Genomic DNA, 25959 nt, shown 5'->3' with positions numbered 1-25959 from the left:
CGCCGGGCCGCCTCTGAGGTCGTGGCGGGCGGCGGAGCCAACCTGGAGAACCTGCCTTGAGTCGTGAAACTGACAGTCCGTCCTCCGGGCCCCACGGGCGCGGCGGAGCCGCATACCCCTCGGGCACCCCGCCCTACGGCACACCGGTGGTGTCCGACGGCGGTGCGGACGCGGGCCGTTCGGCCGCGCAGCCGGAGGAACGCAAGACCGAGACCACGCTGACGACCCGGATCCGGATCAACATCCCCGGGTCGCGGCCCATTCCGCCGGTCGTCGTGCGCAAGCCCGTGGCGGACGCCGAGGGCGCGGGCGACGGCGGTGCCGACGCCCGGACGCAGGGCTCCCCCGCGGAAGCGGGCGCCCCGGCGGCGTCCGCGGCCGCCGGGAACGGGAGTTCCGCGTCCGCCGCGAGCACCGCCGAACCGCCCGCCGCGCAGGCGCCGACGGCAGGGGAGAAGACCAGCGACTGGTTCGCGCCGCGCAAGTCCGCGCCGGCCAAGGCCGGTCAGGGCGGCGGCGCGGCCAACGGAGCCGCGGCCGCGGGCGGTTCCCCCACGGGCGCCAACGGCGTCGCGGGCGCCGGCGCCCCGCGTCCGGGCGGACCCGGTGCCGGCGCGCCCGGTGGCGCGCGTCCGGGCTCCGGGCGGCCCGGTGGCGCCGGCGGCCCGACGAGCGCGCCGGGCGCCCCCCGCTCCGGCGGTGCGAACGGCGCCGGGCTGCCCGGCGGCGCCACCGGCGGTCCGGTGGCGCCGGGGCACGGCGGCGGCACCGGCTCCTTCGACGTGACCGAGGCGCTCGCCGCGGGCCCGCTGGCGGGCGGCACGCGTCCGGGGCAGGGCGGCGGCACCGAGCCGCGCCGCGACGACCTGCCGTACGTCTCGGACGACGGCGGCGGCCGGAACGGCTACGCCCCGGCGAACGGCCGGGGCGGCGTCCCCGGCGCCCCGGGTGTTTCCGGTGCTCCGGGTGCGCCCGGTGGGCCGAACGGCTTCACCGGGGCGGACGCCCCCGGCGGGCCCAGGGACTTCAGCGCTCCGGACGGCGCCGGCCGCCGTGGCAGGAGCGGCCCGCAGGGTCCCGCCGGTCCGACCGGCGGCCCGGTCACCGGCGACGGCCCGCTGGTCCCGCCGATGAACGGCACGGCGTCCGGCGCCGCCACCGGCACGGTGGGCGCCCCCCGCGCTCCCCAGGCGCCCGGCGGCCCCGGCGCGCCCGGCGGCCCCGGCGCGCCCGGCGGCCCCGGCGCGCACGCCGGTCCCGGCGGTCCCGGTGGTCCCGGTGGTCCGGGTGCGCAGGGTGGTCCCGGCACCGGGCCGCACTTCCCCGGTGGTGGTCTCAGCGACGACACCGCGATCCTCACCCCGCAGCAGCCGGCCCCCGAGCCGGGCCCGGGCGGCGGCTACGGCCGTCATGACAACGTCTCCGGGCAGACCGTCACCAGCGGCATCCCGGTCGTGTCCCCGGGCGGCCAGGGCGCCGGTCCCGGCGGGCCGTTCGCGCCCGGCGCGCACCCCGATGGGCCGCTGCCGCACACCCCGCCGCAGCAGACCGAGCCGGCCGCGCAGAGCACGCCCGCCGCCGACTCGAAGAAGAAAAAGAAGAAGGGCCGCAGCAAGCTGGTCCTGCTCGGCGGCCTGGTCGTGGTCGGCGCCGCCGGCGTCTACGGGGCCGGCCTGCTGATGAACCACTCCGACGTGCCCAAGGGCACCACCGTGCTCGGCGTGGACATCGGCGGCGGCACCCGTGACGACGCCGTCAAGAAGCTGGACAGCGCCTTCGACAGCCGGGTGAACCAGGCGCTGAAGCTGTCCGTGGACGGCGGCACCGTCACCCTGAAGCCGGACCAGGCGGGCCTCCAGTTCGACATGCAGGCCACGGTCGACGAGGCGGCCCACAGCGACTACAACCCCGTCTCGGTGATCGGTTCGCTGTTCGGGCAGCAGCGCGTGGTCGAGCCGGTCATGCCGGTCGACGAGGAGAAGCTCCAGGCCGCCCTGGAGAGCGCCGCGGGCGGCTCCGGCTCGGCCACCGACGGCTCGATCACCTTCAAGGCGGGCAAGGCCGTCGCCGTCTACGGCAAGGCCGGCAAGGGCATCGACGCGACCCAGGCCGAGACGGCCGTCGTGACCGCCTACCGGGCCCTGGTGGAGAACGGCACCACCACACCGGTGAAGGTCCCGACGACCACCAAGCAGCCCACGGTCTCCGATGCCGAGGTCGACCGGATGATGAAGGAGTTCGCCGAACCGGCGATGTCCGGCACCGTCACGGTGCAGACCGACGCGGCGCACAGCGTCGCCTTCAGCCCCGAGAACTCCCTCTGGAAGTTCCTCAAGGTCAAGGCCGTCGACGGCAAGCTCGTCGACAGCTACGACGAGGCGGCCCTGAAGGAGCTGTACGGCGGCACCTTCGACGGCGTCAAGATCACCCGCGCCACCGGCCAGAAGACCGACGTCACCGTCCAGGACGTCATCGGAGCCCTGCGCCTGGCGCTGAAGAGCACCACCGACCGGGTCGGGGTCATCGAGACCGACCCGAGCTGACGCACCCCATCCGCGAGGGGCACCCGGCACCAGCACCACCACCGGGTGCCCCTCGCGCGTCCCGGCCGGGTACGGCCCGGTACGGCCTGGTACGGCCCGGTACGGCCCCGCCGGGGACCCCGGCCAGGGCCGCGCACGAGACCTGCGCGAAGACACCCGCATGACATCTGCCATACGGCACTCCGGACGGCCGACACTGCCGCCCGCCCGGCCCCCGGCGCGACGATCGACCCATGACGACGACACCACCGGTGGTCGAGTTCGACCAGGTCGGCAAGGGCTTCGGGGACGTACGGGCGGTGGACGGCCTCAGCCTCACCCTGCACCCGGGGCAGACCGTGGCCCTGCTCGGGCCCAACGGAGCCGGCAAGTCCACCCCCCCTCGACCTCCTCCTCGGCGGTGAGGGCGGGCCGGCCATGACGCCGGACCGGCCGTGAGGCGACCGGCCATGACGGCGGTCCGGCCGGGCGGGGCGATCCGGCGGTGCCGGGTCAGTTCATCAGGGCCCGCGCGGCCTGGGCCTCCTGCCGTACGCGCGCGGCGGCGGCCTCGTCCACCACCTCCACCAGCCCCGCGTACTCCTCCAGCTCCGCCGCCCCGCCGAGGAAGTCCCCGCGCCGCACCAGCACCTGCCCCCGCTCGTAGCGCAGCCGCGCCGGATGGGACGGCACCAGCAGCGACAGTTCCACCGCCCACAGCGCCACGTCGGACCGCTCGGGCCGGGCCGCCGCCCACGACCGGATGTTGTTCAGGATGCGCATCACCACCTCCAGCGGCTCGGCCGGCGTCAGCATCGACGGCTCCAGCCGGGCCCCCGTCGCCCCGCTCACCAGCCGGTCCGCGTCACCGGCCGTGAGCACCCGGCCCCCGTCGAAGGGATCGACGAGCACCTGCCGCTCCAGGTCGCCGGGCGGCCCGAACCCCACCGCGAAGTGCCCGGGCAGGGCCACCCCGTACACCGGTGCCCCCGCCCTGCGCGCCACCTCCAGCCACACCACCGACAGCAGGATCGGCAGCCCGCGCCGGCGCCGCAGCACCTCGTGCAGCAGCGAGGACTCCAGCCGCCGGTAGTCCGCCGGGGAGCCGCGGAACCCGTACCGCTCACCCAGCAGCTCCCGCAGCGCCTCCGCCCATGCCCGCGGACCGCCCGGCCGGAACGGCACCTGCCCGGCCAGCGCGTCCAGCTCGACCTGCGCGGCGTCCAGGCCGGCCTCGTCCAGCGCGGGGTCCGCCTCCGCCCCCATCAGCAGGCACAGCACGGACAGGTCGGGCCGCTCGGCCCGCGCCTCCTCGCCGAACCGCCGCCGCGCATCCCCGGGCTCCCACGCGTTCACGGCGCACCAGCCCCCGGCTCCCGGTAGTGGTGGTACGCGTGGTGGGGCGCGAAGCCCAGCGCCTCGTACAGGGCGCGCGCCCCCACGTTGTCGGTCTCCACCTGGAGCCAGGCGGCCGAGGCCCCCTCCTGAAGCGCCCGCCCGGCCAGCGCGGCCATCACCACGGTGGCCAGCCCCCGCCGACGCTGCTCCGGATCCACCTCGACGGCGGCGAAGCCGGCCCACCGCCCGTCCACGACACACCGCCCGACGGCGGCCGGCGCCGCCCCCTCGTCGCCCGGCACGGACGCGAACCACACCGACGGTCCGGACCCCAGTACCTTCAGGGCCACCTCGCTCACCCCTTTGCGCTGGTACCGGGCGAGCCACGCCTCGTCGGCCTCACGGGCGAGCGCCACGCCCGCCACGTCCTCGGCCGACACCCGGTCGGCGACCGGCGCCAGGGCCCCGATCCACAGCTCGGCGGTCACCTCCCGCACCCAGCCGCGCCGCTCCAGCTCCGCGCCCAGCAGTTCCTGGGTTCCCTCGGCGCCGGTCGCGGTCTGCACGTAGGCGGGCAGGCCCCGCTCGCCGTACCAGCGGCGCACGGCGTCCAGCGCCGCGTCGAGCGGCAGGCCCGGGTCGCCGAGCGGCAGCACCGAGTTGGCGCGGCGGGTGAACCCGGAGGCGGCCCGCAGCTCCCACTGCCCGAGCCGCTCGCTCTCCACCGGCCGCCAGGCCCGGGAGGAGACCCGGGCGAGCTCCTCGTACGAGGCGGCCGGCCCCCGGCGCCGCGCCGGAGCGGCCGGCACGACCTTCCCGGCGACCAGAGAGGTCTCGTCAATGCGGACGCTCTCCCCGCTCTTCCGTGTGATCACCAGCACACCGGCGTCCCATGATGTGAGAACACCCACCGTGTCAGTGAATTTCCCCTCCGTCACACCGGGCTCGCTCAAACGCCGCACAGAGACGCGTTTCCCCACGTCAGCGGCGGTAATGCGGACCTCGAGGCGTCCGGCGGCCGAGAATTCCACAGGTCGGTCCACCCCTCCTGTTCGGATCATGCCCAAGAACGGAGATACTAGGGGCGGGCATCGACGACGCCGCGCTCCCGCGCGCCAGGCGGCGGAGCCTGTGGGAGGCCCGCCAGCGCCCTATCGAGGAGGAACGACAGCGTGACCTACGTCATCGCGCAGCCTTGTGTCGACGTCAAGGACAAGGCGTGCATCGAGGAGTGCCCGGTCGACTGCATCTACGAGGGCTCCCGGTCCTTGTACATCCACCCGGACGAATGCGTCGACTGTGGTGCCTGTGAGCCGGTCTGCCCGGTCGAGGCGATCTTCTACGAGGACGACGTCCCGGACGAGTGGAAGGACTACTACAAGGCGAACGTCGAGTTCTTCGACGAGCTCGGTTCGCCCGGCGGCGCCAGCAAGCTGGGTCTGATCGAACGCGACCACCCCTTCGTCGCCGCGCTGCCGCCGCAGGCCGAGTAATACGCGAGCGGCCCGCACACCGTGCCGCCTCGGTCCCGTACGGCCCGATCGTCCGCGATCGCCGTACGGGGCCGAGGCGTTTGCCGTGACCGCGCCGTGCGGGTCGCACCGAGGAAAGTGAGCCAGTAACCGTGTCCGCAGTATCCGACCGCCTTCCGGTCTTCCCCTGGGACAAGCTGGAGCCGTACAAGAAGACGGCCGCCGCCCATCCGGACGGCATCGTCGACCTCTCCGTCGGCACCCCGGTCGACCCGGTCCCCGAGCTGATCCAGAAAGCACTGATCGACGCGGCGGACTCCCCGGGCTACCCGACGGTCTGGGGCACCCCGGCCCTGCGCGACGCGATCACCGGCTGGCTGGAGCGCCGGCTGGGCGCCCGCGAGGTCACCCACCGCCACGTCCTGCCGATCGTCGGCTCCAAGGAACTGGTCGCCTGGCTCCCCACCCAGCTGGGCCTCGGCCCCGGCGACCGGGTCGCGTACCCGCGTCTGGCCTACCCCACGTACGAGGTGGGCGCCCGTCTCGCCCGCGCGGAGTACGAGGTCTACGACGACCCGACGGAGCTGGACCCGGCCGGCCTGAGGCTGCTCTGGCTGAACTCGCCGTCCAACCCCACGGGCAAGGTCCTGCCGAAGGACGAGCTGACCCGGATCGTGTCCTGGGCCCGTGACCACGGCGTCCTGGTCGTCTCCGACGAGTGCTACCTGGAGCTGGGCTGGGAGGCCGACCCGGTCTCGGTCCTCCACCCGGACGTCAACGGCGGCTCGTACGAGGGCGTCGTCGCGGTCCACTCCCTGTCCAAGCGGTCGAACCTGGCCGGCTATCGCGCGGCCTTCCTGGCGGGCGACCCGGCCGTCCTCGGCCCCCTGCTGGAGATCCGCAAGCACGGCGGCATGATGACGTCGGCGCCCACCCAGGCGGCGGTGGTGGCGGCCCTCGGCGACGACGAGCACGTCCGCGTCCAGCGCGAGCGCTACGCCTCCCGCCGCGCCCTCCTGCGTGACGCCCTCCTCGGCCACGGCTTCCGCATCGAGCACAGCGAGGCCAGCCTCTACCTGTGGGCCACCCGGGGCGAGTCCTGCTGGGCCACGGTCGCCCACCTGGCCGACCTCGGCATCCTCGTGGCGCCGGGCGACTTCTACGGCCCCGCGGGCGGCACGTTCGTACGGGTGGCGCTGACGGCGACGGACGAGCGGGTGCGGGCCGCGGTGGACCGCCTGGCGTGACCCGGCGTCGTACCGCCGCGGCCGCGCCGACGCGACGGCGCACACCGCACACCGCACGGTGAAGGGGTCCGGGGAAGTTCCCCGGACCCCTTCACGTCACCGGTCGATCCGCGGCCTCAGCCGACGGGCAGGTCCTTCACCGGCAGCGTCTCCGCGCCCGGAAGACCGCCCTGGGCCAGGGACTCCGTCGGCAGGCCGCCCTTGGTGGCCGTCGACGCGGTGTCCCCGAGGAGGCCCCCGGCCGAGCCGGCCGCCTCGCCGGCCGCCTTCTGGGCCGCCGGCGTCGCCTTCTTCACGGCCTTGCCGCCGGTCTTGCCCGCGGCCGGAACCGCCTGCTTGACCGCCTTGCCGCCGGTCTCGCCCGCGGACTTGGTGACGCTCTGCGCCGCGCCGTCGACCGTGTTGCCGACGTTCGCCCCGTCCAGGGCGGTCAGGCCGCCGAGGTTCGGGGTGGCGGGCAGTCCGGGGGCCGCGCTGGCGGAGCCGGCCGCACCGACCCCGGCAGCCGCTCCGGCAGCGACGAGCAGCGCGGCACGGGCGATCCTGCGGGTCAGGGGGAGGGACATGATGCTCCTTCGACGGAGGAAACGAGAAACGGTGATGACGGCTGAAGGTCCGCCCCGGCCCGGCGGACGGCCGACTGGGTGACGGCCGCCGTCCGGGCTCGGGCGCAGTGACTACCGCTCGAGGCCCGCGAAGGTTGCGGACGGCCGACGTAAAGAGTTGGCAATGCGTCGCATTATCGGCTGCGGATGAAAACGGGCAAAAAGTGCCCGGTGTGAAAGTCCGCCGAACCCCTGGAGCCCTTTGTCCTCAAGGGCTTTCGGGCGTGCGGGAGTGAGGGCGCGAAAACCTGACCACCCGGCGTCCGCGACCGCCGCACACAACCCGTGCGGGTGAGGGGCCGTACTACTGCGCGGTGACGATCCGCACGGCGCCGGTGCCGGCCCCGGCCGCCGAGCCCGCGGCGCCGGCCGCCTCCGTCCCGCCGCTCCGGGCGGCCCGCCACCGGGTGTCGGTGGTCCCGGCGGTCCACTCCCGGCCGGCGTACGTGACGCGCTCGATGTGCAGGGCCGAGGCGTTGGCCACCGCCCAGTGCGCGAGCTGCCAGCCGCGCTCGGAGACCCCGCGGCCGGCGGCGTCGGTGACGGGCAGCGTGACGGTCCGCCCGCTGGTCCGGGCCGCGGGCACGTCCACCGTCTCCGCGGCGGCGGACACCTCCTCCGTGCTGCCCTCGGAGTCGTCCTGCGCGTCGTCCTGCGCGTCGTCCTCCGCGTCCGCCTCCCGCAGCGCGTCCGTCCCGAAGTCCCGCAGCAGCGCCGCGCGCACCGCCGCCGGCCCGGTGGCCGTCGCCGTCTGCGGGCTGCCCTCGCAGGTCAGCGTGGCCGCGGAGGCGCCGGTGAGCGCGGCGGCGAGCGCCGTGGCGTCCGCCTCGTGCTTGGCGTACGCCTCCGGGTAGCCGCTGCGCTGCACGCGCTGCGCGGCGACGGTCAGCGCCAGCTCGGTGTAGTCGGGCACCTCGGCGAGGTGCTCGTAGAAGACGGCGGCCGCGTACGAGGGGTCGGTGACCTGCGCCGCGGTCCCCCAGCCCTGCGAGGGCCGCTGCTGGAACAGGCCGAGCGAGTCCCGGTCCCCGTGAGCCAGGTTGCGCAGCGCCGACTCCTGGAGCGCGGTCGCGAGCGCGATGGTCACGGCCCGCTCCGGCATGCCCCGGCTGGTCCCGACGGCCGCGATCGTGGCCGCGTTCACCGCCTGCTCCGGCGTGAACTCGTACGTCGTCCCGGCATCCTCCGCGGAAACGACTCTGCACCCCGGGTCCCCCGCGCCACCGGTGACGTACTGGACCACGACGTAGCCCGCGACGGCGGACAGGACCACACAGGCCGCCCCGAACCGGAGGAGGCGGCCGCGGCGCTTGGGGGAAGGCGACGGCTCTGGCACGCGTACAAGGTACTGGAGAGTACGGAAACGGGGGAGACGTGCGGGACGGCCGGGGTCGGCGGGACGCGCACCCGGCGCGTTAGGGTCGACGCCATGGCCGAGACCCCGCTTGACCTCACCCTGGACGCCGCGCTGCTCACCGCGCAGCTCGTCGACTTCCCGTCGGAGAGCGGCACCGAGAAGCCGCTCGCGGACGCGATCGAGACCGCCCTGCGCGCGCTGCCCCACCTGACCGTGGACCGCTACGGCAACAACGTGGTCGCCCGCACCGACCTGGGCCGCCCGGAACGGGTGATCCTCGCCGGCCACATCGACACGGTCCCGATCGCCGGCAACGTCCCGTCCCGGCTGGACGCGGACGGCGTGCTCTGGGGCTGCGGGACCTGCGACATGAAGGCGGGCGTCGCGGTCCAGCTGCGCATCGCGGCGACGGTCCCGTCCCCCAACCGCGACCTGACCTTCGTCTTCTACGACAACGAGGAGGTCGCCGCCGACCTGAACGGCCTCAAGCACGTCGCCGAGGCCCGGCCGGAGTGGCTGCGGGGCGACTTCGCGGTGCTGCTGGAGCCGTCCGACGGCCAGGTCGAGGGCGGCTGCCAGGGCACCCTGCGGGTCCTGCTCAGGACCAAGGGCGAGCGGGCCCACTCGGCGCGCGGCTGGATGGGCTCGAACGCGATCCACGCGGCGGCCCCGATCCTCGCCCGCCTGGCCGCGTACGAGCCGCGCCGGCCGGTCATCGACGGCCTGGAGTACCGCGAGGGCCTCAACGCGGTCGGCATCGGCGGCGGAGTGGCCGGCAACGTCATCCCCGACGAGTGCGTCGTCACCGTCAACTTCCGCTACGCGCCCGACCGCACCCCGGAGGAGGCCGTCGCCCACGTCCGCGAGGTGTTCGCCGACTGCGGGGTGGAGGAGTTCGTCGTCGACGACCACAGCGGCGCCGCCCTGCCCGGCCTCTCCCACCCGGCCGCCGCGGCGTTCATCGAGGCGGTGGGCGGCACCCCCCAGCCCAAGTTCGGCTGGACGGACGTCTCCCGCTTCTCGGCGCTGGGCGTCCCCGCGGTCAACTACGGCCCCGGCAACCCGCACCTGGCGCACAAGCGGGACGAGCGCGTGGAGACGGCGAAGGTCCTGGCGGGCGAGGAACGGCTGCGCGCCTGGCTCACCGCCTGACCCACGGGACACCCGTGTGACCCCGGCCGTGGTTTGCGGCGCTCCACGGCGGACATGCTGAGGTCCCCCGTACGTAACCCGCGTAGATCTACGCTGAGGTGGAACCACTGCAAGCGGAGGGAGCTCTTATGGCCACTGGCAACCCGGAGGGCAAGAAGCAGCCACCGGAGGAACAGCGCCTGGGACCGGTCCTCCGGCGGCGGGACCAGGTCCAGGCGAGCACCACGGACCAGCGGCTGCTGGACGAGCGCGCCCCCTCCGACTGGGTGCACACCGACCCCTGGCGGGTCCTGCGCATCCAGTCGGAGTTCATCGAGGGCTTCGGCACCCTCGCCGAGCTCCCGCCCGCCATCAGCGTCTTCGGCTCCGCCCGGACCCCGGTGGACTCGCCCGAGTACGAGTCGGGCGTACGGCTGGGACGCGCCCTGGTCAACGCCGGCTGGGCGGTCATCACCGGCGGCGGACCCGGCGCCATGGAGGCGGCCAACAAGGGCGCCTGCGAGGCGGGCGGCACCTCGGTCGGCCTCGGCATCGAACTGCCCTTCGAGCAGGGCCTGAACCCCTACGTCGACATCGGCCTCAACTTCCGGTACTTCTTCGTCCGCAAGATGATGTTCGTGAAGTACGCACAGGGCTTCGTCGTCCTGCCCGGCGGCCTCGGCACCCTCGACGAACTCTTCGAGGCCCTCACCCTGGTCCAGACCCAGAAGGTCACCCGCTTCCCCATCGTCCTCTTCGGCACGGAGTACTGGGGCGGCCTGGTCGACTGGCTGGAGAACACCCTGGTCGCCCAGGGCAAGGCCTCCGCCAAGGACCTGCTGCTCTTCCACGTCACGGACGACGTGGAGGAAGCGGTGGCACTGGTGTCGAAGGAAGCGGGCCGGTAGTACTTTTCAGCCTGTCCGGCGCTTGAGGACGAGGCCCGTCCAGGGCCGAAACGGGGGTCCGGGGGCGGAGTCCCCGGGGACGGGACGGGAAGGGGCGGCGGGGGCGAAACACCCCGCCGGCCCCGCCCTCGTCGGGCGCGCCACCGCCGGAGGCCTACGCCAGCCCCCTCCGCGCCACCGCCGGCGCCCGGTGCCCCGCGATCGACGCCACCATGTCCAGCACCTGCCGCGTCTCGGCGACCTCGTGCACCCGGTACACCTGGGCACCGAGCCACGCCGACACCGCCGTCGTCGCCAGCGTGCCCAGCACCCGCTCCTTCACCGGCCGGTCCAGGGTCTCCCCGACGAAGTCCTTGTTGGACAGGGAGACCAGCACCGGCCACCCCGTCTCCACCATCTCGCCGAGCCGCCGCGTCGCCTCCAGGCTGTGCCGCGTGTTCTTGCCGAAGTCGTGCCCCGGATCGATCATGATCGACTCCCTCGGCACGCCCAGCCCGGCCGCCCGCTCCGCCAGCCCCACGGTCACCCGCAGGATGTCGGCCATGACGTCGTCGTACGTCACCCGGTGCGGACGGGTCCGGGGTTCCGCGCCCCCGGCGTGCGTGCACACCAGCCCCGCCCCGTACCGCGCCGCGACCTCCGCCAGCCGCGGGTCGACGCCGCCCCACGCGTCGTTCAGCAGGTCCGCGCCCGCCTCGCAGACGGCCTCGCCGACCTCGGCCCGCCAGGTGTCGACGCTGATGACGACGTCCGGGAAACGCCGCCGCACCTCGGCCACGAAGCCGACCGTGCGCCGCGCCTCCTCCTCGGCGGTCACCTCCTCGCCGGGCCCGGCCTTCACCCCGCCGATGTCGATGATCGCGGCGCCCTCCGCGACCGCCTGCTCGACCCGGGCCAGCGCCGGTTCGTCCCGGAACGTCGCCCCCTGGTCGTAGAAGGAGTCCGGGGTCCGGTTGACGATCGCCATGATCACCGGCTCGTGCGCGCCGAACTCACGCCTGCCCAGCCTGAGCATCCCCTGTGACCTCTCCCAGTACCTCGTGGACATCCGCCGCCTGCGACCCTAACCGTCCCGCCCGCATGGCACGATCGGAGCCTGACACATCCGACACCGAGCACTGCGAGCGTGGGGACCCACCGATGGTTATGTTCTTCTTCCTGGTCGTCGCGCTCGCCGTCGTGGTCGCCGCGGTGACACTCGCCGTGGTGGGCGGCGGCGAGGGCACGGGCCCCCTCCCGGAGGCCGTTCCGCAGCGGCTGCACGACCCGCTGCCCCCGGACCGCCCGCTCGACCGGTCCGACGTCGACCGCGTCCGCTTCCCGCTCGCCGCCCGCGGCTACCGCATGGCCGACGTCGACGACGCGCTCAACCGCCTCGGCGCCGAACTCGCCGAACGGGACGCCCGTATCGCCGAACTGGAGTCCGCCCTGGCCGGTGCCCGGCGGCCCGAGCCGCACGTCTCCATGGAGAAGCCCGAGCAGGAGGAGCAGCGGTGAGCGACGGCACCGCCCTCGTCGGCCCGGACGGCGCCCCGCGCTGCCCCTGGGCCCTGTCCACGCCGGACTACGTGACCTACCACGACGAGGAGTGGGGCCGCCCGGTCCACGGCGACGACGCCCTCTACGAACGCCTCAGCCTGGAGGCCTTCCAGTCCGGACTGTCCTGGATCACGATCCTGCGCCGCCGGGCCGGCTTCCGCACCGCCTTCGCCGGCTTCCGGATCGCCTCGGTGGCGGCCTTCACCGACGAGGACCGCGCGCGCCTCCTCGCCGATCCCGGCATCATCCGCAACCGCGCCAAGATCGACGCCACGCTCGCCAACGCGCGCGTGCTCGCCGACTGGGCGCCGGGTGACCTGGACGAACTGATCTGGTCGCACGCCCCCGACCCGGCCGCCCGCCAGGTCCCGAAGACCCTCGCCGACGTCCCCGCGGTCACCACGGAGTCGACGGCCCTGTCCAAGGCGCTGAAGCGGCGGGGCCTGCGGTTCGTCGGGCCGACGACGGCGTACGCGCTGATGCAGGCGTGCGGACTGGTCGACGACCACCTGGAGACATGCGTGGCCAGGCGGGGCTGAGCCCCGCCCGCCGGGCTCACCGCCCCAGGTACTTCGGCCTCTCCTTGTCGACGAACGCCTGCACCGCGATCGCGTGGTCCTCCGACTGCCCTGCCCGCGTCTGGAGCTCGTCCTCCTTCTCCAGGGTCTGCGCCAGCGAGTGGGAGGACCCGTACGCCACCGCCTCCTTCAGTGCCGCGTACGCCACCGTCGGCCCCTCGGCGAGCGCCCGCGCCACGCCCTCGGCCTCCGCGCGCAGCGCGTCCGCCGGCACGACCCGGTTGGCGATGCCCAGCTCGTACGCCTCCTGGGCCTTGATGCTGCGCGGGAAGAGCAGCAGGTCCGTGGCCCGGCCCGGGCCCACCACGCGCGGCAGCGTCCAGGAGACGCCGGAGTCGGCGGTCAGCGCCACCCCGGCGAACGAGGTGTTGAAGGCCGCCGTGTCCGCCACGATCCGGTAGTCCGCCGCGAGGGCGAACCCGAAGCCCGCCCCGGCCGCCACCCCGTTCACGGCGGCGACCACCGGCTTCGGCGCCTCCGTCAGCGCCCGCACGATCGGGTTGTAGTGCTCCTTGACCGTGCTCATGGTCCGGGTCGAGCCGGTCTCCCGGTCCTCCACCAGCAGCCCGATGTGCTCCTTGAGGTCCTGGCCGACGCAGAAGGCCCGGTCACCGGCGGCGGTCAGCAGCACCGCGCGGACGGCCGAGTCCTCCGCGGCCGTGCGCACGGCCTCCCGCAGGGCGACCTTCGCCGCGGTGTTCAGCGCGTTCATCGCCTCCGGACGGTTCAGTGTGATCGTCGCGAGCCCGTCGCTCACCTCGTACAGCACGGTGTCGGCCATGGATCCCCTCCGGTGTCACGGCTGCGGCGTACCCACCGGTACGCCCCTCTCGAAGGACAGCATGCGGGAAAGGCTCCGCGCGGTACGTGTGACCTGCGTCAAAGAAAACGGCACGATGTCCGGCCGGGGGACGTCCGTGCGGATGCGCAGTATCGCAGGCACATCGCCGAATTGAGTGGTTTTGCTCGCGCGCGTTGCCCAAGCGATGCCGACCGATGTTGGTCATCGGGTCCTGAGATGCGGGATAATGGCTTGGAAGCAATGTGTTCGATGCCGGTGTCGCGTGTCCCACGCTGGAATGCGCGTGCCCTTCACGGGCCGTCGGCTTTGACGGTGAGCTGGTTTGAGGAAGGGGAACGAGCATGGCGGCCATGAAGCCGCGGACGGGCGATGGCCCGCTCGAGGTGACCAAGGAGGGGCGGGGCATCGTCATGCGCGTTCCGCTCGAAGGCGGCGGTCGGCTCGTCGTCGAGCTGACCCCTGACGAGGCCGACGCGCTCGGCGACGCCCTCAAGAAGGTCGTCGGCTGACGCGGAAGCGACCATACCCTTTCAGCTGCCCCGGCATCCTCATGGGTGCCGGGGCGGCTCGTTTCCCGGGACGTCCCCGGTTCCGTTTCCCCGCGTCAGCGTCTGACGGCGCACAGCAGCCCGTCCCCGACGGGCAGCAGGGACGGCACCAGCTCCTGGCTCTCGCGTACGGTGCGCAGCAGCTCGCGGATCTTTATGACCTCCGTGGGCTGCGGACCGGAGTCGATCGTGCGTCCGTTGGCGAAGCAGCCCTCGAACACCACCAGGCCCCCGGGGCGCAGCAGACGCAACGATTCGGCGAGGTAGTCCATGACCTCGAGGCGGTCGCCGTCGCAGAACACGAGGTCGTAGCCGGAGTCCGCGAGGCGGGGCAGCACGTCGAGCGCGCGGCCGGGGATGAAGCGGGCCCGGTTGCTGGCGAAGCCGCAGGCGCGGAAGGCCTGCCGGGCGAACTGCTGGTGCTCCGGCTCCGGGTCGACGGTGGTCAGCACGCCGTCCGGGCGCATCCCGTGCAGCAGGTGGATCCCGGAGACACCGGTGCCGGTACCGATCTCCGCGACCGCCTTCGCGTCCACGGTGGCGGCGAGCAACCGCAGCGCGGCGCCCGCGCTGGGCGACACCGAGCGCAGCCCCGCCTCGCGGGCCCGGTCGCGGGCCCAGAGCAGCGCTTCGTCCTCGGCGACATAGGCGTCGGCGAACGCCCAGCTCGTCTGCCGGTTGCCGGTAATGACCCTCTCCCTACCCCATGGTTGCCTCGGCGTGACTGTATCCGTTGCCGCCGGGAACCCGCAGATGGGACCGGGCGTTTGAAGGGGTGGGAAGGACGACCGGGGGACACAGTTGGATCACGACGAGGGACGAGACGCCGAGCAAGTGCTGACGCAGGCGTATGAGCCGTATCAGCACAGATCAAATTCTCGTAAAACCGCTTATCCGGAGCTAACGGGCGAGGTGGCTATGGTAGGGGCTCCACTGGACACCACCAGAGCCGACAGGGGAGGTGCGGCTGCGCCTGTGGATCGTGGAGGAGTGCTGCGGCGCTTCCTCGGATCGGCAGGCAGGCCGAAATCCGTGAACGACACCGCTGCTGACCACAGCCACGCCGCCGGCCTCGCCGTCGGCCCCGCCCAGACCGCGACCTTCTCCACCGACGCGGACGGGCAGGCGTGGACTCCGCCCACGTGGGAGGAGATCGTCAGCATGCACAGCGGCCGGGTCTACCGGCTCGCCTACCGCCTCACCGGCAACCAGCACGACGCCGAGGACCTCACCCAGGAGGTCTTCGTCCGTGTCTTCCGCTCGCTGTCGACGTACACGCCGGGCACCTTCGAGGGCTGGCTGCACCGCATCACCACCAACCTCTTCCTGGACATGGTCCGCCGCAAGCAGCGCATCCGCTTCGACGCGCTCGGCGAGGACGCCGCCGAGCGGCTGGCCAGCAAGGAGCCCACCCCGCAGCAGGTCTTCAACGACGCCCACTTCGACGCGGACGTCCAGCAGGCCCTCGACACCCTCGCCCCGGAGTTCCGGGCCGCGGTCGTCCTGTGCGACATCGAAGGACTGTCCTACGAGGAGATCGCCGCGACTCTCGGCGTCAAGCTCGGCACGGTCCGTTCGCGGATCCACCGCGGCCGTTCGCAGCTGCGCAAGGCGCTCGCGCACCGCTCGCCCCAGGCGCGCGCGGAGCGACGCACCTTCATGGCCCGCGTGCCCGCTCTGGGGGGAGGGGGCGCGACCGCGTGAGTGGCACCCGTCCTACCCCTGCCGAGCAGCACCTCGGTGACCGGCTCTCCGCCCTCGTGGACGGCGAGCTCGGACATGACACCCGGGAGCGTGTCCTGGCGCACGTCGCCACCTGCCCCAAGTGCAAGGCGGAGGTCGACGCGCAGCGCCGGCTGAAGAACGTCTTCGCGGAAGTGGCCCCGCCCGCCCCCTCCGAGAGCTTCCTGGCCCGTCTCCAGGGGCTCCCCGGGGGAGGTGACACGGACGGCGGCGGCATGCCGCTCGGGGGAGGATTCGGCGACCGCTTCGGCTCCCGCCCCGCGGCGGCCGGCGTCTTCGGAGTGACGGCGGCGGACGAGCCGTTCGGCTTCGGCTACGTGCCCGCCCGTGACCACGGCGCCGTGCTCACACCCGCCTCGGAGCGCGGCTTCCGGATCCATCCGGTCGGCCGTGGCGACACCGAGCGCTCCCGCAGCATGCGGTTCGCCTTCGTCGCCGCCGGAGCGGTGTCGCTGGCCGCGATCGCCCTGGGCGGCGTGAACACCGGCGTCCCGCCGGCCGACACGGAGGCCCGTGGCGGCTCCGGCAGCAACGTCACACCGGCCCGCACCCCCGGCACCGGCTCCACGACGGCCCCCGACGGCCAGCGCCGCCGCGGCACCGGACCGCTGCTCGCGCAGGGCGGCCAGTTGCTCGCCGGGAACCCGGTCGCTCCCACCCAGATCTCGGCTCCGCTGCTGCCCGGAGTTCCGGCCCAGGCCCCGGTCCCCGCCGAGCAGGCCTTCCGGCACGGGCTCACCACCCCCGTGATGGCCGGCGCCGCCGCCATGTCCCCCCTGATACGTCCGCTCGGCGCCACCCCGCCGATCACCCTGACCGCATGGACCACCGCGCCCGAGGTCACGGCGCCCGGCCTGCTCTCCGCGCCCGTCCCCGACGCCACCCCCAGCACCTCCCCCTCCGCGCAGAACGCCCGCTGACCCGGCTCCGGCGCCGGTGCGCCGCGAACCTGGTTGAATCCTCGAAGGACCGCGCACGTGCCCGGCGGCGGGCACGCAGGCGGCGTTCGACGTGCGGGGAGAGCATGAACGAGGGGAAGTCCCCGAAGGGGAAGTGGTGGAACCGGCCCCGACCGCAGAGCCCTGACGGGCAGGAGAGCGGCCGTGAGAACACCGAGGGCGACTTCGAACTGGCGCGACCCGCGGGGGCGGCGGACACGCCGGCGACCTCCGCGTCACCGGCCCGCCGGGCCGACGGCGGTCCGTCCGGCGGTGGCTCGTCCGACGGTGGCTCACCTGTCGGTGGAACTTCCGGCGGTGGCTCGCCTGTCGGTGGCCCGGCCGATGTGGCTCCGTACGGCGGTGGCCCGGCCGATGTGGCTCCGTACGACGGTGGCTCGCCCGACGGCGGTTCACATGACGGTGCCTCGTCCGACGGCGGTCCACACGGCGGTGCCGCGCCCGACGGGGGCCCGGCCGTTGTCGCTCCGCACGACGGTCACTCGGCCGAGGGTGGCGCGGCCGACGTCGGTCCGCACGACGGTGCCCCGGACGACGGCGACTACGAACTGAGCCGGCCGTTGGGCGCGGACGCACCTCGCGCCTCGGAGCACGACGACTCGGACCGGCCCGTCAATGACGACCGGCCCGAGGAGCGGGGCGGTGACTCGTCCGGTGAGCGGCTCGGTGAGCGGCCCGAGCACGGGCCCGGCGACTCGTTCGGTGACCGGCCCGGCGAGCAGGACGCACAGGTCGGGGCCGTTGTCCCGCCGTCGGGCACGAGCGACCGCCCCAAGCCCTTGCACGACCCGGACCCCTACAGCACCCCGCCCTACGGCGAGCCGGGCCCCTGGGCCCCCGCACCGCCCGTGCAGCACCCGGCGCTGGCCATGCCCGCCCAGGGCGCGATGCCGGCCGGCCCGCCTCCCGGCATGCCCGGCGCCGTTCACGACGTGGTCACGCCAGGCTCGCCCCCGCCCGGCGTGACGCCCGCGACGCCCCTCCCGCCCGCGCCTTCCCGTCCCTCGGACGCCCCCGGCGCGATGGCCCCTGCTGTCCCAGCGGCCCCCACGCCCGTGACGGCCCCCACGCCCGTGACGGCCCCCACGCCCGTGACGGCCTCCGTCCCCGCGACGGCGCCCACACCCGCGACGGCGCCTGCTGTCCCGTCAGGCCCCTCGCCGACAACGGACTCTGCCATTCCGTCAGGCCCCCCGCCCACGACCGCCCCTGTCGACCCGTCGGCCTCCGCGACCCCGACCCCCACGGGCCCCACGACCCCCACGGGCCCCACGACCCCCACGGGCCCCACGACCCCCACGACCCCTGCGGCCCCCACGTCCCAGACGGCGCCCGCCGCCCCCTGGCGCCGCTACGACCCCTGGTCCGCGACCCCGCTCCGGTCGGTTTCCGGCGGGTCGTTCCAGCAGACCGGAGCCGTCGTGCTCACGGAGCCGCAGCGGCGCAAGCGGGCGCGGCGGGCGCTCGTCGGCGGGGCGCTGGCGCTCGCGCTGGTGTCCGGGCTGGTCGGAGGTGTCGTGGGCGCGTACCTGGAGCGCAACGGCGGACTCGACGGGGTGCAGCTGCCGCAGGCCTCCGCCGAGCCCACCGGGCGCGCCGCGGACAGCGTGGCGGGGATCGCCGCGCGTGCCCTGCCCAGCGTCGTCACGCTGCACGTCAGCGGCAGCGAGACGTCCGGCACCGGCACCGGCTTCGTGCTCGACACGCTGGGTCACATCCTCACCAACAACCACGTCGTCGAGCCCGCCGGTTCCGACGGCCGGATAACCGTCGTCTTCAACGGCGGCCAGACGGCCGAGGCCGAGGTCGTCGGCGGGGACAGCGGCTACGACCTCGCCGTCGTGAAGGTGACCGGCGTGGAGGGCCTGAAGCCCCTGTACCTCGGCAACTCCGACAACGTCCGGGTGGGCGACCCGGTCGTCGCCATCGGCGCCCCCTTCGACCTGGAGGGCACCGTCACCTCCGGCATCATCAGCGCCAAGGAGCGGCCGATCACGGCCGGCGGGGAGAGCGGCGACGGCAGCGACGTGTCGTACGTCGACGCGTTGCAGACGGACGCTCCCATCAACCCCGGCAACTCCGGGGGCCCGCTCCTCGACGCTCAGGGGCATGTCATCGGCATCAACTCGGCCATCCGTTCGGCCGCCGACGGCACCGGCTCCGACAGCGGCCAGGCCGGTTCCATCGGGCTGGGCTTCGCCATCCCCGTCAACCAGGGCAAGCGCGTCGCCGAGGAGCTGATCAACACCGGCCGGGCGACCCACCCGGTCATCGGCGTCACCCTCGACATGGACTACACCGGCGACGGCGCCCGCGTCGGCGGCCAGGGCACCGACGGCGGCTCGCCGGTCACCCCCGGCGGCCCCGGTGACCGGGCCGGCATCCGGGCCGGCGACGTCATCACCGAGATCGACGGCCAGCCCGTCCACTCGGGTGAGGAGCTGATCGTCAAGACTCGCGCCCACCGCCCCGGCGACCGCCTGGACCTCACCGTCGAACGCGACGGGAAGGAGCGCACCCTCACCCTGGTGCTCGGCTCCTCGGATTGACAGGAACCTCACAGACGGAACCCCGGAACGCCGTCCCACAAGGCAAACAACGCCCAAAAGAGGTCGCCCGTACGCACTCGGACACCTCGCGACGGTACCGGCCGGACAGGTCCGACAGGTACCGTGGTCCCGGCCCGGACCACGGAAGACCCGAACTGACCACCGAGGGCCGAGGACCGCGGACATCGCAAGGAGCTTCAGGTGTTCAATGACATAGGTGCGCTCGAGCTGGTGACGATCGTCGTCCTGGCCGTGCTCGTCTTCGGTCCGGACAAGCTCCCGAAGGTCATCCAGGACGTGATGCGCACGGTCCGGAAGATCCGTGAGTTCTCGGAGAGCGCCAAGCACGACATCCGTCAGGAGCTCGGCCCGGAGTTCAAGGACTTCGAGTTCGAGGACCTCAACCCCAAGACGTTCATCCGCAAGCAGCTGGACAACGAGGACCTGGGGCTGAAGGAGATCCGCAACGGCTTCGACCTGAAGAAGGAGATGGCCGAGGTCACGGACGCGGTCCACGGGCGCGACAGCGACTCCTCGTCGTCGTCGGCTTCGTCGTCGTCGGCCTCCTCGCCGGGTTCGTCCGGCGGCCGCGTCGACATGGTGAAGAAGCCCGAGGAACCGGCCAAGGACGACCGCCCGCCCTTCGACGCGGACGCCACCTGAGCCCCACGCGCCCCCCGGTGTGAGGGGGCGCACGCCTCACGCACCGGGCGGCTTCCCGACAGTCGGCAGCGGGGTGGCTATGCTGCCTGGTTGTTGTGCGGACCGGACCCCCCAGGGGGAAACGCCGCCCGAAGGGGGGCGGGCCGGGTCGGTCCGCCGAGATCGAGGAGGCGTCCGGGCACATGGAGACGACGAGTCGGGCAGTCGCTGAGGCGCCGGCCGCGGAGGATGGACAGCAGGTCCGCTCCGCCCGGCGCACGGTCGACGGCTACCTGGAGGCGCCCTTCCCGTGGTACGGCCTCGACGAGGCCTTCACGGGACCGCGCTGGCTCATGCAGGTCGGCACGGCCGCCGACGGGACCGTCGAGCACGGTTCCACCGGGCACGGTGACGAGCCCTCCGTACGGCACGAGACGGCGGGCGAGGACCGCGGGAAGTTCGCGGTCGTGGTGACCGTCGCCGCGAGCCCGTCGCGCCGGAGCGCCGACGGCACGGGGCTGCTGGAGGCCACGTCGGTGTCCTCCGCGGCCTGGCTCGCCGGGGTGGGGCTGCTGTCCTTCACCTGGCCCGGCCAGATGGACCACAGCCTGCGCGACGACTGGCTGGAGCAGCAGACCGAGACCGCGTGGGTCCTGGCCGACGACCTCTCCGGCCCGGACTGGTCCACGCTGTCCCTCCCGGTCGACGGAGTACCGACCCCGTTCCACTACCGCGAGTCCGAGTTCGGCTGGGTCCTGGCCGGCTCGACGCAGGAAGGGGTGCACGTGGGGGCGTACGGGAGAGGGATGAGCGCATACGGGCTCGGCTTCGCCGTCATCAAGGACATCACCACCTACGCCTGACCAGCGCACGAGACCGGGGCATTCTCCGCGCACGAGGCCGGGTCCCTCTCCCGCGCACGAGGCGGGGCGCCGTCCGCTCACGAGACCGGGGCGCCGTCCGGGCACGACGACGGGGCGCCGTCCGGGCACGACGACGGGGCGCCGTCCGCGCAGGACGGCGCCCCGATGTCGTAGGGGTCCTAGAACTTGTTCCTCGGGGTTATCCCCAGGGACAGCCCCGACAGTCCGCGCTGCCGTCCCCCCAGCTTCCCCGCGATCGCCCGCAGGGCCGAGCCCGCCGGGGAGCCCGGGTCGGTCAGCACGACCGGCCTGCCCTCGTCGCCGCCCTCGCGGAGGCGGACGTCGATGGGGATGCTGCCGAGGACGGGGACGGAGGCGCCCGTCGTGCGGGTCAGGCCGTCGGCGACGAGCTGGCCGCCGCCCGTGCCGAACACGTCGACCATCTCGCCGCAGTGCGGGCAGGGCAGGCCGGACATGTTCTCGACCACGCCGACGATCTTCTGGTGGGTCTGTACGGCGATGGAACCGGCCCGCTCGGCCACCTCGGCGGCGGCCTGCTGAGGCGTCGTCACGACCAGGATCTCGGCGTTCGGGACCAGCTGGGCCACCGAGATGGCGATGTCGCCGGTGCCCGGCGGCAGGTCCAGCAGGAGGACGTCCAGGTCACCCCAGTACACGTCGGCCAGGAACTGCTGGAGCGCCCGGTGGAGCATCGGACCGCGCCACACCACGGGGGCGTTGCCCGGGGTGAACATGCCGATGGAGATGACCTTCACGCCGTTCGCGGACGGCGGCATGATCATGTTCTCGACCTGGGTGGGACGGCCGTCGGCGCCCAGCATGCGCGGCACGCTGTGGCCGTAGATGTCGGCGTCGACCACACCGACCTTCAGGCCGTCGGCCGCCATCGCCGCCGCCAGGTTCACCGTCACCGACGACTTGCCGACACCGCCCTTGCCGGAGGCGACCGCGTACACGCGCGTCAGCGAGCCGGGCTTGGCGAAGGGGACCTCGCGCTCGGTCTGGCCGCCGCGCAGGGCGGTGGCGAGCTCCTTGCGCTGCTCGTCGCTCATCACGTCGAGCGTGACGTCGACCCGGGTGACGCCCTCGACCCGGGAGACCGCCTCGGTGACGCGCTGCGTGATCGTGTCGCGCATCGGGCAGCCGGAGACCGTCAGGTACACGGTGACCGCGACCGCTCCGTCCGCGCCGATCTCCACCGACTTGACCATCCCCAGTTCGGTGATGGGGCGGTTGATCTCGGGGTCGTTCACCGTCGCCAGTGCTTCGCGCACCGCGTCTTCCGTAGCCATAGAGACGATGGTACGGCGCGCCGCGGGCGCCCCGGGATGCCCGTCAGCGGTCGTCTACGTCACGTCCGCGCGACCGTTCTGCCGCGACTGCCGGGAATACGCCGTGGCCGTCCCGGCGGTCCTCCAGCTCCTTGAGCACGTCCTGGAGCTCGGAGCGGATCCAGTCCCGGGTGGCGACCTCGCCGAGGCCGATGCGCAGGGCGGCGATCTCCCGGGTGAGGTACTCGGTGTCCGCGATCGACCGCTCGTTCTGTTTGCGGTCCTGCTCCAGGTTGACCCGGTCGCGGTCGTCCTGCCGGTTCTGCGCGAGCAGGATCAGCGGGGCCGCGTAGGACGCCTGGAGGGACAGCATCAGGGTCAGGAAGATGAACGGGTACTCGTCGAAGCGCAGGTCGCGCGGGGCCGAGACGTTCCACACCACCCACAGGATGATGACGATCGTCATCCAGACGATGAACCGTCCGGTGCCCAGGAACCGGGCGATGCGCTCCGACAGCCGCCCGAAGGCCTCCGGGTCCCACTCGGGCACGATGCGCCGCCGGGGCGGGCGCGGCTGGTCCAGCCGGGCCCGGGGGCGGCCGGCCGCGGTGGCGCCGGCCGCCCCCGGCCGGCCCGTGGCGGTGGTACCGGCCGGGGTGCGCTCGACGCGGCCGCCCTCACGGTCGGGAAGCATCGGTCGCCTCCCCGTCGCCCAGGTGGAACTCCGTCTCCCGCCAGTCCTCCGGCAGCAGGTGGTCCAGCACGTCGTCCACGGTCACCGCGCCCAGCAGCGACCCCGCCTCGTCCACGACGGGCGCCGCGACCATGTCGTACGTCGCGAAGAACCCGGCGACCACGGGCAGCGCCGCGTCCGGCTCCAGCGGCTGGAGGTCGTCGTCGAGGAGGGAGCTGACCAGGGTGTAGGGCGGGTCGCGCAGCAGGCGCTGGAAGTGGACCGTGCCGAGGTACTTGCCGGTGGGGGTCTCGTCGGGCGGGCGGCAGACGTAGACCTGGGCGGCGAGGGCGGGGGAGAGGTCGCGGTTGCGGACCCTCGCGAGGGCGTCGGCGACGGTGGCGTCGGGCCGCAGCACGATCGGCTCGGTCGTCATCAGACCGCCCGCCGTGTGCTCCTCGTACGACATCAGGCGCCGCATGTCGGCCGCGTCGTCGGGCTTCATCAGGCTCAGCAGCCGCTCCTTGTCCGCCTCCGGCAGCTCGGCGAGCAGGTCGGCGGCGTCGTCGGGGTCCATGGCCTCCAGGACGTCCGCCGCCCGCTCCTCCTGGAGCTTGCCGAGGATCTCGATCTGGTCGTCCTCCGGGAGTTCCTCCAGGACGTCGGCGAGACGGTCGTCGTCGAGGGCGGCGGCGACCTCGGCGCGGCGCTTGGCGGAGAGGTGGTGCAGCACGTTGGCGAGGTCGGCGGGGCGCAGCTGCTCGAAGGTGGCGAGGAGGCTCTCCGCGCCCTGCCCGTGCTCCTCCAGGGAGAAACCGGAGACCGCCGACCACTCCACGGTCAGCTTCTCGCCCCTGCCGCGCCGGAAGGCGCCCGACCTCTTCCCCTTCTGCACGAAGACCCGGTCGATCTCCCAGTCCCGGCGGGCGGGCAGCTGCTGCACGGACAGGTCGAGGACGGTGACCTCCTCGCCGGTCTCGGCCAGCGTCACGCGCCGGTCGAGCAGCTCCCCGAAGACGAGGCGCTCGGTGGGCCGCTGCTCGAAGCGGCGGACGTTGAGCACGCCGGTGGTGATGACCTGGCCGGACTCGATGCTGGTCACCCGGGTCATGGGCAGGAAGATGCGGCGGCGGGTGGGCAGTTCGACGACCAGTCCGAGCAGTCGCGGCGGCCGGCGCCGGACGCGCAGCATCACGACCAGGTCGCGTACGCGGCCGACCTGGTCGCCGTTGGGGTCGAAGACGGCGACACCGGAGAGGTGCGAGACGAAGATCCGGGGGACGCCCGCGGCCATGGCAGCACCTCCTTCGTCACCCGTGATTGTCAGTGGTTGTCACCCGTGGTGCTCTTTTCGCAAATGCCCGCTCGTGCGGGCTTCAGGCTAGCCCGTCCCGATCGGGTACGCCCTGGTGAGCGGTCCGGACGGACTGGCTCCGCTGCCGCCCGACGGCCCCGGTACGCTGCGGTACGCCGCTCAGGACTCCCCCGCAGAAAGGCTGTTGTCTCTGTGACTGCGATGCCCCAGGGCCGTACCCGCCGCCGGACACTGGTGAGCGCGATGTGCGCGCTGGTCGTGACGGGCCTGGGCGTGACGGGGTGCAGCGAGGACCCGGACGCGGGCACGAACGGCGTCGGCAAGCTGTCGGCGGACCGCATCCAGAAGAAGACGAAGGCGGCCGCGACCGCGGTCGACACGGTGCGGCTGTCCGGGACCGTGGTCGCCGGCGGGAAGTCGTACAAGCTCGACATGCGTCTGAAGTCGGACGGCGGCACGGGCTCGGTCACCGCCGCGGGGGCCTCCTTCCACCTGCTGCGGATCGGCGAGCAGCTGTACCTGAAGGCGGACGCGGCGTTCTGGAAGAACGAGGACGGCGAGGCAGGCAGCGACTCCGACACGGCGGCCGCGGACAAGCTCGACGGCAAGTACGTGAAGGTGCCGTCCGGGGACCCCTCGTACAAGAAGTTCAGCGGCTTCACGGACAAGGACCTGCTCCTCGGCGACCTGCTGACCCTGCACGGCTCGCTGGGCAAGGACGGATACCACGAGCAGTCCGGCAAGCGCACGGTCCGCATCACCGGGGGCGGCGGCTCCGGCGGCACGCTGGACGTCTCCCTGGAGGGCAAGCCGTACCCGCTGCGCCTGGTGCGCGCGGGTGACGCCGGCACGCTGAGCTTCTCCGCGTGGGGCGAGGACTTCACTCTCAAGGAGCCGGCGAAGGACGAGACGGTGGACTACGGCAAGGAACTGCCCACGTCGTGACCGGCGTGGCCGACCGGGCGGACGGACGGACGGGCGGCGCGGCTGCCCGCGTGGGCGGGTCCCGCTACCGACCGGCTACCGCGCGGGCGGCCTGGTCCGGCTGGTCCGGTCCGGTCCAGCCCGGGCTGGCCTGGTTCGGCGCGGGCTGGTTCGGCTCGGCCTGATCCGATCCAGCCATGTCCGGCCTGGTCCGGCTTGGTCCGCCGCGACGGTCGCGGGCCGCTCTCGGGCTGCCGTGAGGGGCTGCCGCGGCGGGCTGGGGCCTCCGAGGGTGCCGGGCCGGGGCGGCTGTCACGGCGGGGTCCCCTCGGGGCGCTGGGCCGGGGCGTCGGTGAGGCGGGGCGGGGGCGATCCGCGCCGTGCCGGGCGGGCACCCGGCCGCCGGGTGCCCGGCTGAACGGCGGCTACTTCCTCTTGCGCTTCTTCTTCAGCAGCAGCCGCGGCAGGCCGGCGGGGATCTCCCGCCGGGTCGTGGCCGGCGACGGCCGCGGGGCCTCGGCCAGGGAGCCGTCGGGCAGCGGCACCGTCCCCCCGGTCGGCTCCAGACGGACCACCCTGCACTCGGCCGCCCACCGCTCGGTCATCGCCTCCCCGTCGGGCGCGTTCAGCCGCTTGCCCTTGAGGTCGGCGACGGCCGCCGCGTACGCCTCGGTGCCGGGGGCGAGCTGGACGACCCGGGCGGCCCACGAGACCAGCCGGCCGCCCTTGTCCTTGCTGCGCACGGTCACCTCGGCCGACGCGCCGTCGGCCAGGCCGGGCAGCGGCTGCTCGCCCGGCCCGTCACCGACCAGGCAGGCCGCGCCCTCGTGCCAGACGTGCCACAACGCCCGTGCGGCCGGCTCACCGGCCGCCTTGACCCAGATGAGGCCGGACTTCTTGGTGGCCTCCTCGACGAGGGCCTGGTCGAGCAGCTCGCGTGTCATGGCCTCAC

The 25959-nt window shown here is 73.8% G+C and carries 26 protein-coding genes and 1 pseudogene; 16 read left to right on the top strand and 11 right to left on the bottom strand.

Annotated elements, in window-relative coordinates; all coding sequences use genetic code 11:
- Window positions 1-56 precede the first annotated feature (56 nt).
- Together ACZ3KJ_RS13850 and ACZ3KJ_RS13845 are read left to right on the top strand one after the other, a co-directional pair.
- Window positions 57-2543 (top strand): hypothetical protein, encoded by a 2487-nt coding sequence (locus ACZ3KJ_RS13850; protein ID WP_467526778.1) that lies wholly within the window; start codon window positions 57-59, stop codon window positions 2541-2543.
- 233 nt (window positions 2544-2776) lie between these two features.
- Window positions 2777-2942: pseudogene (locus tag ACZ3KJ_RS13845) on the top strand (ATP-binding cassette domain-containing protein); the annotation flags it as partial.
- Window positions 2943-3035: 93 nt separating this feature from the next.
- Here ACZ3KJ_RS13845 and ACZ3KJ_RS13840 read toward each other — a convergent pair.
- Both ACZ3KJ_RS13840 and ACZ3KJ_RS13835 read right to left on the bottom strand, forming a co-directional pair.
- Complete coding sequence (locus ACZ3KJ_RS13840) at window positions 3036-3878, bottom strand: transglutaminase family protein (protein ID WP_467526776.1); 843 nt, start codon at window positions 3876-3878, stop codon at window positions 3036-3038.
- Window positions 3875-4891 carry a GNAT family N-acetyltransferase gene (locus ACZ3KJ_RS13835; RefSeq protein ID WP_467526843.1) on the bottom strand — a complete coding sequence of 339 codons (1017 nt, stop codon included), beginning with the start codon at window positions 4889-4891 and terminating at the stop codon, window positions 3875-3877. The genes ACZ3KJ_RS13840 and ACZ3KJ_RS13835 overlap by 4 nt, the downstream gene beginning before the upstream one ends.
- Window positions 4892-5032: 141 nt before the next feature.
- Between ACZ3KJ_RS13835 and fdxA the strand changes: the two genes are divergently transcribed.
- Both fdxA and ACZ3KJ_RS13825 read left to right on the top strand, forming a co-directional pair.
- Window positions 5033-5353 carry a ferredoxin gene (gene fdxA, locus ACZ3KJ_RS13830; RefSeq protein ID WP_385078888.1) on the top strand — a complete coding sequence of 107 codons (321 nt, stop codon included), beginning with the start codon at window positions 5033-5035 and terminating at the stop codon, window positions 5351-5353.
- A 131-nt stretch (window positions 5354-5484) separates the two neighbouring features.
- Complete coding sequence (locus tag ACZ3KJ_RS13825; RefSeq protein ID WP_467526774.1) at window positions 5485-6579, top strand: bifunctional succinyldiaminopimelate transaminase/glutamate-prephenate aminotransferase; 1095 nt, start codon at window positions 5485-5487, stop codon at window positions 6577-6579.
- Window positions 6580-6695: 116 nt separating this feature from the next.
- Here the strand turns inward: ACZ3KJ_RS13825 and ACZ3KJ_RS13820 are convergent, their stop codons facing one another.
- Together ACZ3KJ_RS13820 and ACZ3KJ_RS13815 are read right to left on the bottom strand one after the other, a co-directional pair.
- Window positions 6696-7145, bottom strand: a complete 450-nt coding sequence (locus ACZ3KJ_RS13820; RefSeq protein WP_467526772.1) for an ATP-binding protein — start codon at window positions 7143-7145, stop codon at window positions 6696-6698.
- 343 nt (window positions 7146-7488) lie between these two features.
- Window positions 7489-8520 (bottom strand): VldE C-terminal domain-containing protein, encoded by a 1032-nt coding sequence (locus tag ACZ3KJ_RS13815; protein ID WP_467526771.1) that lies wholly within the window; start codon window positions 8518-8520, stop codon window positions 7489-7491.
- Window positions 8521-8613: 93 nt separating this feature from the next.
- On the opposite strand from ACZ3KJ_RS13815, the gene dapE reads away from it, so the two are divergent.
- Complete coding sequence (gene dapE / locus ACZ3KJ_RS13810; RefSeq protein ID WP_467526770.1) at window positions 8614-9693, top strand: succinyl-diaminopimelate desuccinylase; 1080 nt, start codon at window positions 8614-8616, stop codon at window positions 9691-9693.
- A 128-nt stretch (window positions 9694-9821) separates the two neighbouring features.
- A complete protein-coding gene (locus ACZ3KJ_RS13805; RefSeq protein WP_467526768.1) occupies window positions 9822-10580 on the top strand; it encodes an LOG family protein in 759 nt (252 codons plus the stop codon).
- A gap of 154 nt (window positions 10581-10734) precedes the next feature.
- On the opposite strand, the gene folP is transcribed toward ACZ3KJ_RS13805, so the two are convergent.
- Complete coding sequence (folP, locus tag ACZ3KJ_RS13800) at window positions 10735-11595, bottom strand: dihydropteroate synthase (RefSeq protein WP_467526841.1); 861 nt, start codon at window positions 11593-11595, stop codon at window positions 10735-10737.
- 125 nt (window positions 11596-11720) lie between these two features.
- Between folP and ACZ3KJ_RS13795 the strand changes: the two genes are divergently transcribed.
- Window positions 11721-12077 carry a DivIVA domain-containing protein gene (locus tag ACZ3KJ_RS13795; RefSeq protein WP_467526767.1) on the top strand — a complete coding sequence of 119 codons (357 nt, stop codon included), beginning with the start codon at window positions 11721-11723 and terminating at the stop codon, window positions 12075-12077.
- A complete protein-coding gene (locus ACZ3KJ_RS13790) occupies window positions 12074-12658 on the top strand; it encodes a DNA-3-methyladenine glycosylase I (protein WP_467526765.1) in 585 nt (194 codons plus the stop codon). The genes ACZ3KJ_RS13795 and ACZ3KJ_RS13790 overlap by 4 nt, the downstream gene beginning before the upstream one ends.
- A 16-nt stretch (window positions 12659-12674) precedes the next feature.
- Here the strand turns inward: ACZ3KJ_RS13790 and chcB are convergent, their stop codons facing one another.
- Window positions 12675-13478 (bottom strand): 2-cyclohexenylcarbonyl CoA isomerase, encoded by an 804-nt coding sequence (chcB, locus tag ACZ3KJ_RS13785; RefSeq protein ID WP_467526763.1) that lies wholly within the window; start codon window positions 13476-13478, stop codon window positions 12675-12677.
- A 362-nt stretch (window positions 13479-13840) separates the two neighbouring features.
- On the opposite strand from chcB, the gene ACZ3KJ_RS13780 reads away from it, so the two are divergent.
- A complete protein-coding gene (locus ACZ3KJ_RS13780) occupies window positions 13841-14008 on the top strand; it encodes a DUF3117 domain-containing protein (RefSeq protein WP_003966491.1) in 168 nt (55 codons plus the stop codon).
- 95 nt (window positions 14009-14103) lie between these two features.
- Here the strand turns inward: ACZ3KJ_RS13780 and ACZ3KJ_RS13775 are convergent, their stop codons facing one another.
- Window positions 14104-14802, bottom strand: coding sequence for an O-methyltransferase (locus ACZ3KJ_RS13775; protein ID WP_467526839.1), 699 nt, complete (start codon window positions 14800-14802; stop codon window positions 14104-14106).
- 163 nt (window positions 14803-14965) lie between these two features.
- On the opposite strand from ACZ3KJ_RS13775, the gene sigE reads away from it, so the two are divergent.
- From sigE to ACZ3KJ_RS13750, 5 genes are all read left to right on the top strand, one after another.
- Complete coding sequence (gene sigE / locus ACZ3KJ_RS13770) at window positions 14966-15751, top strand: RNA polymerase sigma factor SigE (RefSeq protein WP_467526762.1); 786 nt, start codon at window positions 14966-14968, stop codon at window positions 15749-15751.
- Window positions 15748-16710, top strand: a complete 963-nt coding sequence (locus ACZ3KJ_RS13765; protein WP_467526760.1) for an anti-sigma factor family protein — start codon at window positions 15748-15750, stop codon at window positions 16708-16710. The genes sigE and ACZ3KJ_RS13765 overlap by 4 nt, the downstream gene beginning before the upstream one ends.
- 926 nt (window positions 16711-17636) lie before the next feature.
- Entirely contained in the window at window positions 17637-19298 is a 1662-nt protein-coding gene (locus tag ACZ3KJ_RS13760; protein ID WP_467526838.1) for a S1C family serine protease, read from the top strand.
- A gap of 201 nt (window positions 19299-19499) precedes the next feature.
- Window positions 19500-19961 (top strand): sec-independent translocase, encoded by a 462-nt coding sequence (locus ACZ3KJ_RS13755; protein WP_467526759.1) that lies wholly within the window; start codon window positions 19500-19502, stop codon window positions 19959-19961.
- A gap of 182 nt (window positions 19962-20143) precedes the next feature.
- Window positions 20144-20803, top strand: a complete 660-nt coding sequence (locus ACZ3KJ_RS13750) for a hypothetical protein (RefSeq protein WP_467526757.1) — start codon at window positions 20144-20146, stop codon at window positions 20801-20803.
- A 179-nt stretch (window positions 20804-20982) separates the two neighbouring features.
- On the opposite strand, the gene ACZ3KJ_RS13745 is transcribed toward ACZ3KJ_RS13750, so the two are convergent.
- From ACZ3KJ_RS13745 to ACZ3KJ_RS13735, 3 genes are read right to left on the bottom strand one after another with little or no spacing between them, the layout of a single operon-like run.
- Window positions 20983-22116 carry an Mrp/NBP35 family ATP-binding protein gene (locus ACZ3KJ_RS13745; RefSeq protein ID WP_389513965.1) on the bottom strand — a complete coding sequence of 378 codons (1134 nt, stop codon included), beginning with the start codon at window positions 22114-22116 and terminating at the stop codon, window positions 20983-20985.
- A gap of 43 nt (window positions 22117-22159) precedes the next feature.
- Window positions 22160-22789, bottom strand: a complete 630-nt coding sequence (locus tag ACZ3KJ_RS13740; RefSeq protein WP_467526755.1) for a DUF1003 domain-containing protein — start codon at window positions 22787-22789, stop codon at window positions 22160-22162.
- Window positions 22773-24062, bottom strand: coding sequence for a magnesium transporter MgtE N-terminal domain-containing protein (locus tag ACZ3KJ_RS13735; RefSeq protein ID WP_467526753.1), 1290 nt, complete (start codon window positions 24060-24062; stop codon window positions 22773-22775). Before ACZ3KJ_RS13735 ends, ACZ3KJ_RS13740 begins: the two co-directional genes overlap by 17 nt.
- A 213-nt stretch (window positions 24063-24275) precedes the next feature.
- On the opposite strand from ACZ3KJ_RS13735, the gene ACZ3KJ_RS13730 reads away from it, so the two are divergent.
- Entirely contained in the window at window positions 24276-25028 is a 753-nt protein-coding gene (locus ACZ3KJ_RS13730; protein WP_467526751.1) for a hypothetical protein, read from the top strand.
- Entirely contained in the window at window positions 25025-25192 is a 168-nt protein-coding gene (locus tag ACZ3KJ_RS13725) for a hypothetical protein (protein ID WP_467526750.1), read from the top strand. The genes ACZ3KJ_RS13730 and ACZ3KJ_RS13725 overlap by 4 nt, the downstream gene beginning before the upstream one ends.
- A 240-nt stretch (window positions 25193-25432) precedes the next feature.
- On the opposite strand, the gene ACZ3KJ_RS13720 is transcribed toward ACZ3KJ_RS13725, so the two are convergent.
- Window positions 25433-25951 (bottom strand): hypothetical protein, encoded by a 519-nt coding sequence (locus ACZ3KJ_RS13720; protein WP_467526749.1) that lies wholly within the window; start codon window positions 25949-25951, stop codon window positions 25433-25435.
- Between the last annotated feature and the right edge of the window lie 8 nt (window positions 25952-25959).

The organism is Streptomyces sp. NPDC003248 (genome assembly GCF_055563235.1).
Note: the sequence above shows the minus strand (reverse complement) of the source record. Positions and strands in the feature narration are given on the sequence as shown.